This is a genomic window from Brevundimonas sp. RM1 (assembly GCF_052907225.1).
Genome location: NZ_JBRERY010000012.1, coordinates 13,412 through 28,208, shown reverse-complemented (window position 1 = coordinate 28,208; position 14,797 = coordinate 13,412). Strand labels below are relative to the sequence as shown.

The 14,797-nt window shown below is 68.5% G+C and carries 14 protein-coding genes; 7 read left to right on the top strand and 7 right to left on the bottom strand.

The genetic code is table 11. From position 1 onward, the window contains the following. The first annotated feature begins 150 nt into the window (after positions 1-150). The 5 genes from ACU5AP_RS11685 (at position 151) to ACU5AP_RS11665 (ending at position 3,681) form a co-directional block, all read left to right on the top strand. Complete coding sequence (locus ACU5AP_RS11685; protein ID WP_003164209.1) at positions 151-858, top strand: response regulator transcription factor; 708 nt, start codon at positions 151-153, stop codon at positions 856-858. Next, a complete protein-coding gene (locus ACU5AP_RS11680) occupies positions 827-2,437 on the top strand; it encodes an ATP-binding protein (protein ID WP_046654401.1) in 1,611 nt (536 codons plus the stop codon). The genes ACU5AP_RS11685 and ACU5AP_RS11680 overlap by 32 nt, the downstream gene beginning before the upstream one ends. A 10-nt stretch (positions 2,438-2,447) precedes the next feature. Then, a complete protein-coding gene (locus ACU5AP_RS11675) occupies positions 2,448-2,915 on the top strand; it encodes an HPr kinase/phosphorylase (protein WP_128719312.1) in 468 nt (155 codons plus the stop codon). A 77-nt stretch (positions 2,916-2,992) separates the two neighbouring features. After that, on the top strand, positions 2,993-3,397 hold the full coding sequence (locus ACU5AP_RS11670) for a PTS sugar transporter subunit IIA (RefSeq protein WP_003164212.1): 405 nt from the start codon (positions 2,993-2,995) through the stop codon (positions 3,395-3,397). Then, positions 3,394-3,681 carry an HPr family phosphocarrier protein gene (locus ACU5AP_RS11665; protein WP_087139155.1) on the top strand — a complete coding sequence of 96 codons (288 nt, stop codon included), beginning with the start codon at positions 3,394-3,396 and terminating at the stop codon, positions 3,679-3,681. The genes ACU5AP_RS11670 and ACU5AP_RS11665 overlap by 4 nt, the downstream gene beginning before the upstream one ends. Here ACU5AP_RS11665 and mnhG read toward each other — a convergent pair. The 6 genes from mnhG to ACU5AP_RS11635 are packed head-to-tail and all read right to left on the bottom strand — an operon-like array spanning position 3,641 to position 9,737. Continuing rightward, positions 3,641-4,075 carry a monovalent cation/H(+) antiporter subunit G gene (gene mnhG / locus ACU5AP_RS11660; protein WP_046654396.1) on the bottom strand — a complete coding sequence of 145 codons (435 nt, stop codon included), beginning with the start codon at positions 4,073-4,075 and terminating at the stop codon, positions 3,641-3,643. The two genes, ACU5AP_RS11665 and mnhG, sit on opposite strands and share 41 nt — an antisense overlap. Beyond that, positions 4,072-4,353, bottom strand: coding sequence for a K+/H+ antiporter subunit F (locus ACU5AP_RS11655; RefSeq protein WP_003164215.1), 282 nt, complete (start codon positions 4,351-4,353; stop codon positions 4,072-4,074). Before ACU5AP_RS11655 ends, mnhG begins: the two co-directional genes overlap by 4 nt. Further along, a complete protein-coding gene (locus tag ACU5AP_RS11650) occupies positions 4,350-4,847 on the bottom strand; it encodes a Na+/H+ antiporter subunit E (RefSeq protein ID WP_003164216.1) in 498 nt (165 codons plus the stop codon). Before ACU5AP_RS11650 ends, ACU5AP_RS11655 begins: the two co-directional genes overlap by 4 nt. Beyond that, positions 4,844-6,439, bottom strand: coding sequence for a monovalent cation/H+ antiporter subunit D (locus ACU5AP_RS11645; protein ID WP_440229285.1), 1,596 nt, complete (start codon positions 6,437-6,439; stop codon positions 4,844-4,846). Before ACU5AP_RS11645 ends, ACU5AP_RS11650 begins: the two co-directional genes overlap by 4 nt. Continuing rightward, complete coding sequence (locus ACU5AP_RS11640) at positions 6,436-6,780, bottom strand: Na+/H+ antiporter subunit C (protein WP_003164218.1); 345 nt, start codon at positions 6,778-6,780, stop codon at positions 6,436-6,438. The genes ACU5AP_RS11645 and ACU5AP_RS11640 overlap by 4 nt, the downstream gene beginning before the upstream one ends. Beyond that, positions 6,777-9,737, bottom strand: coding sequence for a monovalent cation/H+ antiporter subunit A (locus ACU5AP_RS11635; protein ID WP_446681268.1), 2,961 nt, complete (start codon positions 9,735-9,737; stop codon positions 6,777-6,779). Before ACU5AP_RS11635 ends, ACU5AP_RS11640 begins: the two co-directional genes overlap by 4 nt. A gap of 214 nt (positions 9,738-9,951) precedes the next feature. Between ACU5AP_RS11635 and ACU5AP_RS11630 the strand changes: the two genes are divergently transcribed. Both ACU5AP_RS11630 and ACU5AP_RS11625 read left to right on the top strand, forming a co-directional pair. Continuing rightward, positions 9,952-12,171 (top strand): TonB-dependent hemoglobin/transferrin/lactoferrin family receptor, encoded by a 2,220-nt coding sequence (locus ACU5AP_RS11630; protein ID WP_446681267.1) that lies wholly within the window; start codon positions 9,952-9,954, stop codon positions 12,169-12,171. Positions 12,172-12,206: 35 nt separating this feature from the next. Then, on the top strand, positions 12,207-13,184 hold the full coding sequence (locus ACU5AP_RS11625; RefSeq protein ID WP_128719309.1) for a DUF6607 family protein: 978 nt from the start codon (positions 12,207-12,209) through the stop codon (positions 13,182-13,184). 67 nt (positions 13,185-13,251) lie between these two features. On the opposite strand, the gene ACU5AP_RS11620 is transcribed toward ACU5AP_RS11625, so the two are convergent. Then, a complete protein-coding gene (locus ACU5AP_RS11620) occupies positions 13,252-14,739 on the bottom strand; it encodes a catalase (protein ID WP_040344677.1) in 1,488 nt (495 codons plus the stop codon). Positions 14,740-14,797 lie beyond the last annotated feature (58 nt).

Sequence of the window (14,797 nt, the reverse complement as noted above, 5' to 3'; positions counted from 1 at the left end):
TCCTCACACGGGTTGAAAGGCAGAGTCGCGCAAACCATTTTGCGGTGGCCGTAAAGTCACCGCGAATGCATAGAACGGTTACGCTTGCCGTGCGTTACCGGATACGGCGGCCGATCACGCGATCGCCCCGCCCGCACTAAGGAGAAGCCCTTGGCTAACATCACCCTGGTCGACGACGACGAGAACATCGTGGCCTCCGTCTCACTGGCGCTGGAAAGCCACGGCCATACGGTGACCGCCTATCACGACGGCGCCTCGGGCCTGGAAGCGCTGGAGACCACCCCGCCGGACCTGGCCATCCTGGACGTCAAGATGCCCCGCATGGACGGCATGGAAGTGCTGCGCCGCCTGCGCCAGACCTCCAGCATTCCGGTCATCATGCTGACGTCCAAGGACGAGGAGATCGACGAGATCCTCGGCTTCAACCTCGGCGCCGACGACTATATCCACAAACCCTTCAGCCAACGCCTGCTGATCGAGCGGGTGAAGGCCCTGCTGCGCCGCGCGGGCGTGGAAGGTCTGGACCCCGTCGATCCCGCCGCCGTCGAAGCCGGCAAGGCGATCAAGCGCGGCAAGCTGTCGATGGACCCGGCGCGCCACGAATCGACCTGGGACGGCAAGCCGGTGAAGCTGACCGTCACCGAGTTCCTGCTGCTGCAGGCCCTGGCCCAGCGCCCCGGCTTCGTGAAGAGCCGCGACAATCTGATGGACGCCGCCTATGACGATCAGGTCTATGTCGACGACCGCACCATCGACAGCCATGTGAAACGGATGCGAAAGAAGTTCCGCATGGTCGACCCCGAGTTCGACGCTATCGAGACCCTGTATGGCGTCGGATACCGCTACCGCGAGAGCTGAACCTGAAGACGCCCCGGCGCGGCGCCGATTCCGCTTCGGCGGGTCGCGCCTGGGCGGCTTCATTCTGGCCCTCAATCTTCTCAGCCTGCTGATTCTGTTCGGCGGCGCCCTGCTGCTCAACGAGTGGCGGCGCGGTCTGATTGAGGCGCGCCAGGAATCGCTCGGCGTCCAGGCCGAACTGCTGGCCAACGTCCTGGGCGAACTGGGCATCACCCAGGGCGACCCCTATCCCATGCTGGACGATCGCGCGGCCGCCCTGTGGCTGCGCGACAACTTCATCCCGGCGGGCCAGCGCGCCCGACTGTTCGACATGGACGGCATCGAAGTGTCGGACTCCTTCCGGGTCAGCGACACCATTCCCGGCGCCCCTCTGCCCCCGGCCAACCCGGCAGGCACGGCCCTGGCGCCGTCCGAACCGTCGCCGCGCGAGACCGCGCGCCTGGCCCGCGCCGATGCGGAACTGTCGGCCGAGGTCGAGCGCGCCCTGCAGGGCACGCCTCAGGCCGCCATCCGCCGCAACGAAGAGGGCGAGCGCGTCGTCTCCGTCTCCCTGCCCGTGCGCCATGTGCAACAGGTGCTGGGCGTGCTGACCCTGGAAGCCGGCGACGTCAACGCCACCTTGGACGCGCAACGCCGCGCCCTGATGCCCTTCGCCCTGGTGGCGTTGGCGGTGAACCTGCTGGCGTCGCTGGTGCTGCACCTGTTCGTGGCGCGGCCGGTGATGCGGCTGTCGGCGGCGGCGGATCAGGTGCGCCTGCAGCGCGCCCGCGCCATCTCCCTGCCCGACCTCGAGGATCGTCGCGACGAGATCGGCGATCTGGCCCGCGCGCTTGAATCCATGACCGACACCCTGTCGACGCGCATGGACGCCATCGAGCGGTTCGCCGCCGACGTCAGCCACGAGATCAAGAACCCCCTGACCTCGATCCGTTCGGCGCTGGAGACCCTGCCCCTGGTCAAGACCGATGAGCAGCGGGCCCGCCTGACCAATCTGCTGCAGCAGGACGTGCGGCGGCTGGATCGCCTGATCACCGACATCTCCAACGCCTCGCGCCTGGACGCCGAACTGTCGCGCGACCGCCCGCGCGCCATCGATCTGAAGGAGCTGCTGGGCGACATCATCGGCGTCTATGAGGCCGGACAGAAGCCGGGCGAGCCCCCGGTGCGCTTCGTCTCGACCGCCGACAGCGCCCGCGTCATCGGCCGCGACATTCCTCTGGGGCAGGTGTTCCGCAACCTGATCGACAACGCCCGCTCCTTCAGCCCGCCCGACGGCGAAGTGCGGGTGAGCCTGGAGCGTGACGACAGCCAGCCCGACCTGCCCCTGCGCGTCCGCGTCGAGGACGACGGCCCCGGCATCCCGGCCGACAACCTGGAGACGGTGTTCGAGCGCTTCTACACCTCGCGGCCCAAGGGCACGGCCTTCGGCGCCAACTCAGGCCTGGGCCTGGCCATCGTGCGCCAGATCATCGACGCCCACGGCGGGCATGTCCACGCCGAGAACCGCACCGGCCCGGACGGCGCCGTGGTCGGCGCCCGCTTCGAGGTGCGGTTGCCGGCGACGGGCAAGCGCCCGTGATCCGACGCTCATGACCGCGCCGCGCCAGCCCCTGCACGCCACCGTCGTCGCCACCCGCCTCGACGGCGCCTGGCGCGGCGTGCTGATTCAGGGACGATCCGGCGCGGGCAAGAGCGACCTGGCCCTGCGGCTAATGCAGAACGGCTGGCGGCTGGTCGGCGATGACTGGGTCGAGGTTTTCGCCTGCAAGGACGCCCTCTACGCCGCCGCGCCCGCGACCATCGCCGGACGGATGGAGGTGCGCGGCCTGGGCGTCGTCAGCCGGCCTTTCCTGCCCCTGACGCGGATCACCCTGTCGCTGCACCTGACCCATGAACCGGTCGAGCGGATGCCCGAAGCGGACCAGGACGTGATCGACGGAATCGCTATTGCGCGCCTGGTTCTGGACCCGCGTCCGGCCTCGGCGCCCCTGGTCGTGGCGGCGGCGATGGCGCTCGTCGCAAAGCGTCCGTTAGGGCGCGACGACGGCGCCCTTTGATCCGCGCCGCGATTGCCCTATGAAACGAGGCTTGTCGCTCGTCGAGGCGAGCTGGGGATGTCTTTGGTGAAGCCTATATGATCGGGCTGGTGATCGTCACCCACGGGGGCCTGGCCTCCGAATTCCTGTCGGCGATGGAGCACGTGGTGGGGCCGCAGCGCGGCGTCGCCGCCATCTGCATCGGCCCTGAAGACGACATGGAGCGGCGCCGCCGCGACATCGTCGACGCCGCCGCCGCCGTCGATGAAGGCGAGGGCGTCATCCTGCTGACCGACATGTTCGGCGGCACGCCGTCCAACCTGGCCATCTCGGTGATGGAGCAGACCGGCGCCGAGGTCATCGCCGGGCTGAACCTGCCCATGCTGATCAAGCTGGCCAGCGTGCGCGGCCGCGAGACGCTGGAGGCCTGCGTGGCCCACGCTCAGGATGCGGGCCGCAAATACATCTCGGTGGCGTCGTGGGTGCTGGCGGGCGAGAAATGAGCGACGTCGCCCCTTCCGCCCAGGCGGTGCTGAACATCTGCAACCAGCGCGGCCTGCACGCCCGCGCCTCAGCCAAATTCGTCAAACTGGCCTCCGAGTTCGAATCCGAGATCCAGGTGACGCGCGACGGCGTGACCGTGGACGCCCGCTCGATCATGGGCCTGCTGATGCTGGGCGCCGGGATCGGCTGCGGCGTCGAGGTCAAGGCCGAGGGGCCGGACGCCGCCGAGGCCGTCGCCGCCCTTACCGACCTTGTGGCGCGTCGCTTCGACGAGGATCAATAGCCGTCAGGTCGGGCGGCGTGCGGACCACGCCGGCGCATTCGCCCTCCAGCGGCACCCGAACCCCTTCGCCGGAACGATCGGTCCGGTCGCGGAACAGGGCCGCGCGCGCCAGGATGATCAGCGTCACCGGCGTCGTCACCGTGAAGAAGACCGCCACCAGCAGCTCGACCGGCATGAACCGCCCCTCGGCCGCGGTGAAATAGACCACCGATCCGCCCAGGATCAGGAACATGCCCAGCGTCGCCCCCAGCGTCGGGGCGTGAACCCGCTCGTAGAAGGTCTTGAGCCGCACCAGGCCTAATGCGCCGATGAAGGTCAGGCCGGAACCGGCCAACACCAGCCCCGCCGCCAGCAGCGCCGCCCAGGCCGGGACGTTTGCGGGAAAGCCGCTCATTCGATCACCTCGCCGCGCATCAGGAATTTGGCCAGGGCGACCGAGGAGGTGAAGCCCAGCATGCCGATGATCACCGCCGCATAGAAATACAGATGGCTGCCCGTCCGCACCCCGAAGGCGACGATCAGCAGCATCCCCGCCTGATAGAGGGTGTCCAGGCCCAGGATGCGGTCCTGGGCGCGCGGCCCCTTGGCGATGCGCCAGACGCCGATCAGGGCCGCACCGGCCAGGAACAGCTGCGCCAGAACCAGCGCCCAGTAGAAGACGGCGCCGCTCATTCGAAGATCTCCATCAGGCGGCGCTCATAGCGGTTCTTAATGCGGTCCTCCCAGTCGTCGCCCTCCCGCAGGTCGAGGATGTGCAGCAGGAGCACGCCCGTCGCGTCCTCATACTCGACCCAGATGGTGCCCGGCGTGCTGGTGATGATCACCGCCAGCACAGCCAGGCCGTAGCGGTCGCGCATCTCCAGCGGAATATGGACAAAGCCCGAGACGCGGCTGTCGCGGGAGGCGTTCAGTCCCAGCACGACCAGGGCGACCTCCCAGTTCGACCGGATGATGTCGCGCATCACCACCACGGCGAAGCTCAACAGGGTCAGCGGCTTTCTGACGCGAACCGGTTCGACCTCCAGAGCGCGCATGATGTGGGGCGCGGCCAGGGCCATCAGCAGGGCCAGCGCCAGGGACGGCGGCGCGGCCGACCCGCTGAGCAACAGCGAGGCCCCGAACAGGGCCAGCGACAGGATGGGGTGCGGCAGGACCGCCCGGATCATGAGCCGCCTCCCAGCACTGCGCGCACATAGGCGTCGGGCCGCACCAGCCAGTCGGCCGTGTGGTCGGCGTAGGCGAAGCCCGCCTCGCCGAAGATCGCCAGGAAGATGCAGGCCGCCAGCAGGCCCGCGATGGCCACGCCCTCGGCGGCGCCGACCACGACCGCCGGCTCGGCGTCGTCGTCCCGCGCCCACAGGGCCGCCATGCCCAGGCGGGTCAGCCCGATCAGGGCGCCCAGCGACGCCAGGGACAAGGCCGCGATCACCGTGTAGCCCGCCCAGCCGCCGACGCCCGACAGGGCGTCCATCATCGCCAGCTTGCCGATGAAGCCCGCCAGCGGCGGCAGGCCCGCGATCATCAGGGTCGAGATCAGGAAGGCGCCGCCCAGGGCCGCCACGGCCGCCGGGATGACGAGACCGGGCTCGTTGCGCTCTTCGTCGTCAAAGGGGTCGATATATTCATCCTCGAACACGGCGCGGCCCGAACGCGCGCCGGGATCCTGGCCCCGGTTCAGCACCTCGGCCAGCATGAACAGGGCGCCGCAGGCCAGGGTCGAGCCGACCAGGTAGAAGACCGCTCCGCCCAGGACATCGGCGTTGCCGATGCCGACGGCCGCCAGCACCGTGCCCGACGAGACGATGACGGCGTAGGCGGCGGCGATCGACAGGTCGCGCGCGGCGATCATCCCGGCGGTGCCGAAGCCGATGGTCGCCAGCCCGCCCAGCAAAATCCACAACTGACCGAACCCGGCCGAGGCGCCGCTGTCCGGCGCGAACAGCAGGAAGCTGAGGCGGATGATCACATAGGCGCCGACCTTGGACAGGATGGCGAAGACGGCCGCCGCCGGGGCGCTGGCCGCCGAATAGGTGGTGGTCAGCCAGAAGCCCAGCGGCCACATGGCGCATTTGGTCAGGAAGGCCACGCCCAGGACGGCCGCGCCGACGTGGAACAGGCCCCGGTCCGCCTCGGCGATCTGGGGGATGCGCACGGCCAGATCGGCCATGTTGAGGGTGCCAGTCACGCCGTAGATCAGGCTGACCCCGATCAGGAACAGCATGGAGGCCGTCAGGTTGACGGCGATATAGGCCAGGCCCGCCCGGATGCGCGCCTCGCCCGACCCATGCAGCGCCAGGCCGTAGGAGGCCGCCAGCATGATCTCGAAGAAGACGAAGAGATTGAACAGGTCGCCCGTCAGGAAGGCCCCGTTGACCCCCATGACCAGCAACAGGAACAGTGCGTGGAAACGCGGCCCCGCTCGGTCCCAGCGCGCCAGGGCGAAGATCATGGAGCAGGCGCCCAGGACGCTGGTCAGGGCCACCATCAGGGTCGACAGACGGTCCGCCACCAGGACGATGCCGAACGGCGCCGGCCAGTCGCCCAGTTGATAGACGCGTGCGGTGTCGCCCCCGCCCGTCGCCCCGGTCGCGCTCTCGTGCAGCAGGGCCAGGGCCATGGCAAGGATGGCCGCCATGGCGAACAGGCTGAGGCCGCCCTTCAGCAGGCGGCGGCGCTCGTCGAACAGCAGCATGGCCGCAGCGATGACCATGGGCAGGACGATCGGCCCGATGATCAGATGTTCCTGCCAGTCGGTCATTCGGGCGCCTCCTGGCCGTCGACATGGTCGCTGCCGGTCTCGCCGCGCGAGGCCAGCAGCACCACCAGGAACAGGGCCGTCAGGGCGAAGCTGATGACGATGGCCGTCAGCACCAGGGCCTGGGGCGTCGGATCGGCGTAGAGGGCCGGGTCTTCCGCGCCCTTGCTGGTGATCGGCGGCGCGGCCGAACGCAGCCGCCCCATGGAGAAGATGAACAGGTTGACCGCATAGGAGACCAGCGACAGGCCGATGATGACCTGGAAGGTGCGCGGGCGCAGCATCAGCCACACGCCCGAACCGGTCAGGACGCCGATGGCCAGGGCTAGGACGATCTGGGTCATTGCGCCCCTCCCTTCTGCTCGGCCTCGGCTTCCGCTTCGGCCTCGGCTTCCTCGATGCGCGCGCGGCGCAGCGACTGGTGAGCCAGGGCGACCAGCACCAGCACCGTGGCGCCGACCACCAGCACCACCACGCCCAGGTCGAACAGGACGGCGCTGGCCAGCGGCACGCGGCCCAGCAGCGGCAGATCGGCGTACTGGAAATAGGTGGTCAGGAAGGGCTGATCGAAGATCCAGCCCACCGCCCCGCTGAGCGCGGCCAGCAGCAGGCCGACGCCGATCCAGATGATCGGGCGGATCTCCAGCCGCTCCTCCACCCAGCGGGCGCCGGACGACATGTATTGCAGGATGAAGGCGATCGACAGCGCCACCCCCGCCGCAAAGCCGCCGCCGGGCAGGTCATGCCCGCGCAAGAACAGGTGCACGGCCAGCAAGATGATGAAGGGGAACAGCCAGCGCATCACCACGCCGGGGATCAGCATGGTGTCGCTGAGGGTGTCGCCCTCGGTGCGGCCTTCGCGGGCGCGATCCGAGGCGTCCTGCACCCGCTTCTGCATCGGCTGGGACAGGCTGTCGCTGGCCGGGCGGAAGCGACGCAGCAGGGCCAGCACCGTCAGGCCGACGACGCCCAGGACGGTGATCTCGCCGAAGGTGTCGAAGGCGCGGAAGTCGACCAGGATGACGTTGACGACGTTGCGGCCGCCCGCCTCCTCATAGGCCTTCTCGACGAAGAAGCGCGACACCCCTTCGACCGGCGGGCGCACCATGACCGCCCAGGCGATCAGGGCCACGCCGGCGCCGGCGCAGACGGCGATCCCACGGTCCAGACGACGGCGCCAGCGGGCGCGGCGCTGCTCAGACTCGGGCACATGGATCTCGGCCAGCCGCTTGGGCAGCCAGCGCAGGCCCAGCAGCAGCAGCACCGTCGTCACCACCTCGACCACCAGCTGGGTCAGGGCCAGATCGGGCGCCGACAGCCAGACGAACGTCAGACAGCTGGCCAGGCCGGCCCCGCCCATCAGGATGACGGCGGCCAGGCGGTGATATTTGGCCTGCCAGGCGGCGGCCAGGGCGCAGGCCCCGCCCGCCAGCCACAGGGCGGCGAAGGCCAGGTTGTGCGCTTGGGGAACGCGGAACTCGGGCCAGGTCAGGACGAAGCCGCCCGCCGCCGCAACGACCGCCGACAGCAGGGCCGTCAGCAGGATCAGGCGCAGTTGCGGCTGCAGGCGCTGCGCGCCCAGCCAGCGCACGATCCACTGCGACAGGTCCATCAGGATGACCTGGGACCGCTCGAACAGATAGCCGCCGTTGAGCCGCTTCATGCCCCAGGGGCCGCCGCGCGGATTGGCGTTCAGCGCCTTGCCGAACACGGCGTAGAGGCCGATCCCGCCCGCCATGGCGATGACGCTGAGCAGCAGCGGCAGGTTGAAGCCGTGCCACAGGGCCAGGCTGTAGTAGGGCAGGTCGAAGCCCAGCATGGTCACGGCGGCGCTGCGCAGGAAGGGACCGACGGTGACGGCGGGAAAGACGCCGACCAGCAGACACAGGGCCACCAGCACCTCGATCGGACGCCGCATCCAGCCCGGCGGCTCGTGCGGGACGCGATCCAGCTCGGTCGGCGGCGGGCCGAAGAAGGTCGTATGGATGAAGCGCAGCGAATAGAGGACGCTGAAGGCGCTCGCCAGGGTCGCCAGCACCGGCAGGGCCTGGTTCAGCGCCGAGGTCTGAGTGCTGGCTAGGGCCTCGGCCAGGAACATCTCCTTGGACAGGAAGCCGTTCAGCAGGGGCACGCCCGCCATGGCGGCGGCGGCGACCATGGCCAGGGTGGCGGTGATCGGCATGAAGCGGATCAGGCCGCTGAGCTTGCGCATGTCGCGCGAGCCGGCCTCGTGGTCGATGATGCCCGCCGCCATGAACAGCGAGGCCTTGAAGGTGGCGTGGTTGATGGTGTGGAAGATGGCGGCGATGGCGCCCAGGTCCGATCCCAGGCCCAGCAGCAGACAGATCAGGCCCAGGTGGCTGATGGTCGAATAGGCCAGCAGGCCCTTCAGGTCGTGCTGGAAGATGGCGCACCAGGCGCCGACCAGCAGGGTCGTCAGGCCCAGGCCGCCGACCACGAAATACCACATCTCGGTCTCGCCGAAGACGGGCCAGAACCGCATCAGCAGGAAGACGCCCGCCTTCACCATGGTCGCCGAATGCAGATAGGCGCTGACCGGCGTCGGCGCCGCCATGGCGCGCGGCAGCCAGATGTGGAACGGGAACTGGGCGCTCTTGGTCAGGGCGCCGATCAGGATCAGCCCCAGGGCGACAGGGTACATCGGGCTGGCCAGGATGACGTCGCGCGCGCCGATGACGGCGTCCAGCTCATAGCTGCCGACGATGCGCCCGATCAGGATCATGCCGACCAGCAGGGCGACCCCGCCGGTCGCGGTGATGGTCAGAGCCATGCGCGCGCCCTCGCGCGCCGAGGCGTTCTGGTGCCAGTAGCCGATCAGCAGGAAGGAGAAGAGACTGGTCAGCTCCCAGAAGACGACCAGCTGGATCAGATTGCCCGACAGCACCACGCCCTGCATGGCGCCCATGAAGGCCAGCAGGAAGGAGAAGAAGCGCGGCACCGGATCCTTCGGCGACATGTAGTAGCGCGCATACAAGACCACGAGCGCGCCGATCCCCAGGATCAGGGCGCTGAACAGCCAGGACAGGCCGTCCAGGCGAATGGTCAGATTGACCCCCAGCGACGGCAACCAGGCCAGGGTCAGCTTCAGCACCTCCCCGTCCTGGAACCTGGGCCAGAGCACCGCCAGACAGCCGACGCTGATCAGGGCGATGATCCACGACAGGACGGCCGCAGAGGTCCGTGCGTGACGCGGCAGACCCGAGGCGATCATGGCCCCGATGAAGGGCAGGAGCAGGATGACGAGCAGGAGGAAGCTGGCGGGCACGGGCGTGTCGATCATCTCCGAAAGATTTTGGGACGGCGTCCGAAAGGCTGCGGATCGCGCCTCATCGTTCTGCCAGAGTTTTTCCTAAGGGAAATGACGCGCTTGCGTCAAAGCGACGAGTTGGCGCGATTGTGACCGTAGCAGGAGCGATTAGGAGGCAAAAAGACTAAGATTGATTCTGATAATCGTTCGCATTAAAGCGAGCCCAGTTTCAACCGGGGTTTCGCCGATGCGCTCGCTACTCATGATTTCCGTCGGGCTGACCGCCCTCGCCGCCGCCGCTCCCGCCATCGCCGCGCCCGCCGTCGAGGACCATGCGATCGATCTGAACGAGCCCGTGCGCGTGGCGCCGGTCACCGTCGTCGGCACCCGCACCGAGCGCCGCGTCGACGAGGTGCCCGCCAGCGTCACCGTCATCACCGCCGAGACGATCGAGACCAACCTCGTCACCGACATCAAGGATCTGATCCGGTTCGAGCCGGGCGTCAGCGTCCCGACCAGCCCCGCCCGTTTTTCGGCCGCCCTCTCGGGCGCCGGGCGCGACGGCAATTCCGGCTTCACCATCCGCGGCATGGGCGGCAATCGCGTGCTGATCGTTCAGGACGGCGTGCGCGTGCCGGACGGCTTCGCCTTCGGCGCCCAGTCGGTCGGTCGCGGCGGCTACAACGACCTGGATCTGGTCAAGTCGGTCGAGATCCTGCGCGGTCCGGCCTCGGCCCTCTATGGGTCGGACGGCATCGCCGGCGCCGTCAGCTTCACCTCGAAAGACCCGTCCGACTTCATCGAGGCGGGCCGCAACTTCGGCGCCCGTGCGCGCGTCGGCTACAACTCCGCCGACGAGGGCTGGACCGAGGGCCTGGCCCTGGCCGGGCGCAGCGGCGCCTTCTCGGGCCTGCTGGCCTACACCCGCCGTGACGCTCAGGAGACCGAGAACATGGCCGAGACGGGCGGCGTGGGCGCGGCCCGCACCCAGCCCAACCCCCAGGACTTCGCCTCCAACGCCGTGCTGGCCAAGCTGGTCTGGGACGTGAACGATCATCACACCCTGCGCCTGACCTACGACCACTTCGATCAGGAGATGGATGGCGAGGCGCTGAGCAGCTACTCGGCCACTGTCGTCGGCCTGACCGCTCATGACGAGACCCAGCGTGATCGCGTCAGCCTCGACTGGCGTTTCGATGACGTTCTGGGTCTCGATTCCGGTTCTGTGGCCGCCTTCTGGCAGGATTCGACCACGCGCCAGTTCACCTATGAAGACCGCACGCCTGCGGTCGACCGCTCCCGTGACGTGACGTTCGACAATGCCGTCTGGGGCCTGGCGGCGCAGGGGTCCAAAAGCTTCGGCGGCGAGGCCGTCCGCCACCGGATCACCTTCGGCGCCGACTGGTCGCGCACGACCCAGGAAGGCGTCCGCGACGGCACGGTCCCGCCGATGGGCGAGCCCTTCCCCGCTCGCCCCTTCCCTAAGACCGAGTTCGACCTGGCGGGCCTGTTCATTCAGGGCGAGATCGACCTGCTGGGCGGCCGCCTCAGCATCATCCCGGCCCTGCGCTACGACTGGTATGAGCTGACGCCCAAGAAGGACGCCCTCTTCCCCGCCGCCGCCGAGAAGCAGAGCGACAGCCGCCTGTCGCCCAAGATCGGCGCCATCTACTGGGCCGACGACCATTTCGGCGTCTTCGCCAACTACGCCCAGGGCTTCAAGGCGCCCTCGCCGATGCAGGTGAACAACTTCTTCGCCAACCCGGTGTTCGGCTATGAGTCCATCCCCAACCCGGACCTGAAGCCCGAGACCAGCGAGAGCATCGAGGGCGGCTTCCGCTTCCGTAACCTGGACCTCTTCGGCGGGAACCTGTCGCTGCAGACGACGGCCTTCCGCACGGAATACGACGACTTCATCAACCAGGTGGTGGTGCGCGGCACGGGCCGTCCCGGCGTCGATCCGCTGATCTATCAGTACGTCAACCTGACCACGGTGAAGATCTGGGGTCTGGAAGCGCGCGGCGACATTCATTGGGACAACGGCTTCTCGACCATCGTCGCCGCCTCTTTCGCCGACGGCGAACAGGAGACGGAGGGCGAGCGCGGCGCCCTGACCAGCGTCGATCCGATCAAGCTGGTCGGCGGCCTGAACTACGCCGCGCCTTCGGGCGTCTGGGGCGGGAGCGCCACCGTCACCTGGTCGGACAAGAAGTCAAACCACGAGTGCGGCGGCGGCCTGTGCTGGCCGGGCGAGCGCTTCACCCTGCTGGACGTCACCGCCTATTGGAACGTGGCTGAGCGGGCCACCCTGCGCGCCGGCGTCTTCAACGTCTTCGACGAGAAATACGCCTGGTGGAGCGACGTGCGCGGGCTGAACCGCCCCGCCGTCGGCGCCAGCCCCGGAACCCTGGACGCCTTCACCCAGCCGGGCCGCAACGTCGGCGTTTCGCTGAGCGTGCGCCTGTGACGGACTTGAAATCACCCGCCGCCAAGGAGCCTTCCATGCGCGCCATTCTGCTCGCCGCCGCCCTGTTGACCGGGGCCGCGCCCGCCGCCCTGGCGACCGCCGCCGCCGCCCAATCGACGCAAGCCGCCGCGCCCGCCCGCAGCCCTCAATTCGAACGCGACCGCCAGTCGATCCTGGCCCAGGCCGGCGCGTTCCGCGTCCATTTCGACATGCGCGAGAACGTCAGCTTCAGCGCCGACTACGACCCGCTGGAGGAACAGCTCTCCGGCGGGACCGAGATCGTCCGCCTGGTCTATGACAACGGCGACCGCATCAGCCTGCAGCACATCCTGGTGATGGAGCACGGCGGCCACAGCGTCGTCGTCAAACACTGGCGCCAGGACTGGACCTATCAGCCGCAGAGCGTCCTGACCTATGTCGGCGACAACAGCTGGCGCACCACGCCCGTCCCCGCCGCCGAACGTCAGGGCGCCTGGTCCCAGACGGTGTGGCAGACGGACGATTCCCCACGCTACGGCGGCGTCGGCCGCTGGACCTATGAGAACGGCTTAAGCGCCTGGACCTCCGGCCCGACCTGGCGGCCGCTGGCCCGCCGCGACGCGGTGCGCAACCCGGTCTACGACCGCTATCTGGGCGTCAACCGCCACATCCTGAAACACGACGGCTGGGTCCACATCCAGGACAATATGAAGCTGTCGGGCAAGGACGGCGGCGAGCCGGTCGCCATCGTCCAGGAAGACGTCATCAACAGCTATGACGCCTCCACCGCCTTCTCGCCCAAGGCGGGCGACGACTACTGGGCGGCGACGAAGTGTTACTGGGCGGCCGTGCGCGACGCCTGGGACGCAATCATCGCCCGCGACGGCGGCGTCCGCGTCGCAGAGGAAGCCGAGACCGGCGCCATCACCGCCCCGCCCCTGATGAAGCTGGCCGATCAGGTCCAGGCCGGCGAACTGACCACCGAGGCGGCCGTCGCCCAGGCCCGCGTCCTGATCGAGGCGACCGCCCGCTGACGCAAAACGCCCCCCGCTCCGGCAAGGGAACGGGGGGCGCTTCAATTCAGGCCTTGGATGTCAGGCGTCAGCCTTCGCCCATGCCCTCGGCCGGGCGCGGGGCGCCGCCCGCCCGCACCGCCGCCTCGATACGGCCGCCGACGTCCGGGTCGATGCTCTTCCAATAGTCGAAAGCGCGCTCCAGCACCGGGGAACGCACGCCGCCCAGCAGGCTGCCCGCCACCTGATCGACCAACTGGGCGCGCTGGTCGTCGTTGAACACCTCGCGCACCAGAATACCCGGCTGGGTGAAGTCGTCGTCCTCGGCGTGCAGCGTATAGGCGCTGCGGACCAGTTCGCCGTCGGCCTCCCAGCCGTCATGAACCGGGCCGGTCTCGTCCGACCAGATGCGGCCGCCGCTGTTGGGCGCATAGACCGGCTGGGCGCCCGAGTGGTGATAGGCCATATGCCCGTCGAACATATAGGTGTTCACCGGAACCTTGGGCTGGTTCACCGGCAGCTGGTGGAAGTTGGTCCCGATGCGGTTCCGCTGGGCGTCGTTATAGGCGAAGGCCCGGCCCAGCAGCATCTTGTCCGGCGACAGGCCGATGCCGGGCACGGTGTTGCCGGGCGAGAAGGCCGCCTGTTCGATCTGGGCGAAGAAGTTCTCCGGATTGCGGTTCAGCGTCATCACGCCGACCGGGATCAGCGGATAGTCCTTGTGCGACCAGGTCTTAGTCAGGTCGAAGGGGTTGAACCGATAGGTCGCCGCCTCGGCGTAGGGCATGACCTGAACCGACAGATCCCAGACCGGATGCTCGCCGCGCGCGATGGCGTCGAACAGGTCGCGGCGGTGGAAGTCGGCGTCGGCGCCCGACATGGCGGCGGCCTCGGCGTTGGAGAAGAAGGCCATGCCCTGGCGGGTATGGAAGTGGTACTTGACCCAGAATTTCTCGCCCGCGGCGTTGATCCACATATAGGTGTGCGAGCCGTAGCCGTTCATCTGACGCCAGGTGCGCGGCAGGCCCCGCACGCCCATCAGATAGGTCACCTGGTGCGCCGACTCGGGATTGTTGGTCCAGAAGTCCCACTGCATGTGGTTGTCGCGCAGCCCGGAGTCGGGCAGCCGCTTCTGGCTGCGGATGAAGTGGGGGAACTTCATCGGATCGCGCACGAAGAAGACCGGGGTGTTGTTGCCGACCAGGTCGTAGTTGCCCTCGTCCGTATAGAATTTCAGCGAGAAGCCGCGCACGTCGCGCCAGGTGTCGGGGCTGCCTTGCTCGCCCGCCACGGTCGAGAAGCGCGCCAGCATTTCGGTCTTCGCGCCGGGCTGGAACAGCGAGGCCTTCGTATAGGCCGAGACGTCGTGCGTGGTTTCGAACACGCCGAACGCGCCCGAGCCCTTGGCATGGGGCTGGCGCTCGGGAACCTTCTCGCGGTTGAAGTGCGCCATCTGCTCCAGGAAGTGCACGTCGTGCAGCACCACGGGCCCGTTCGGCCCGACGGTAAGCGAGTTCCGATCACTGACCGCCGGAGCGCCTGCGCCCGTCGTGGAGCCTGATTTCTGTTGGGTCATCGCCTGTCTCCTCTGCCGCCCGCCGCGTCACCCACAGCCGAGCTTGGCTTATGAGATG

What these genes read in the sequence shown, in the direction of transcription:
- ACU5AP_RS11620 (WP_040344677.1), bottom strand. Translation starts at nt 14,739, where the DNA reads ATGACCCAACAGAAATCAGGCTCCACGACGGGCGCAGGCGCTCCGGCG.
- mnhG (WP_046654396.1), bottom strand. Translation starts at nt 4,075, where the DNA reads ATGAGCGGCTTTCCCGCAAACGTCCCGGCCTGGGCGGCGCTGCTGGCG.
- ACU5AP_RS11645 (WP_440229285.1), bottom strand. Translation starts at nt 6,439, where the DNA reads ATGACCGACTGGCAGGAACATCTGATCATCGGGCCGATCGTCCTGCCC.
- ACU5AP_RS11675 (WP_128719312.1), top strand. Translation starts at nt 2,448, where the DNA reads ATGACCGCGCCGCGCCAGCCCCTGCACGCCACCGTCGTCGCCACCCGC.
- ACU5AP_RS11640 (WP_003164218.1), bottom strand. Translation starts at nt 6,780, where the DNA reads ATGACCCAGATCGTCCTAGCCCTGGCCATCGGCGTCCTGACCGGTTCG.
- ACU5AP_RS11670 (WP_003164212.1), top strand. Translation starts at nt 2,993, where the DNA reads ATGATCGGGCTGGTGATCGTCACCCACGGGGGCCTGGCCTCCGAATTC.
- ACU5AP_RS11635 (WP_446681268.1), bottom strand. Translation starts at nt 9,737, where the DNA reads ATGATCGACACGCCCGTGCCCGCCAGCTTCCTCCTGCTCGTCATCCTG.
- ACU5AP_RS11655 (WP_003164215.1), bottom strand. Translation starts at nt 4,353, where the DNA reads ATGAGCGGCGCCGTCTTCTACTGGGCGCTGGTTCTGGCGCAGCTGTTC.
- ACU5AP_RS11665 (WP_087139155.1), top strand. Translation starts at nt 3,394, where the DNA reads ATGAGCGACGTCGCCCCTTCCGCCCAGGCGGTGCTGAACATCTGCAAC.
- ACU5AP_RS11680 (WP_046654401.1), top strand. Translation starts at nt 827, where the DNA reads ATGGCGTCGGATACCGCTACCGCGAGAGCTGAACCTGAAGACGCCCCG.
- ACU5AP_RS11650 (WP_003164216.1), bottom strand. Translation starts at nt 4,847, where the DNA reads ATGATCCGGGCGGTCCTGCCGCACCCCATCCTGTCGCTGGCCCTGTTC.
- ACU5AP_RS11630 (WP_446681267.1), top strand. Translation starts at nt 9,952, where the DNA reads ATGCGCTCGCTACTCATGATTTCCGTCGGGCTGACCGCCCTCGCCGCC.
- ACU5AP_RS11625 (WP_128719309.1), top strand. Translation starts at nt 12,207, where the DNA reads ATGCGCGCCATTCTGCTCGCCGCCGCCCTGTTGACCGGGGCCGCGCCC.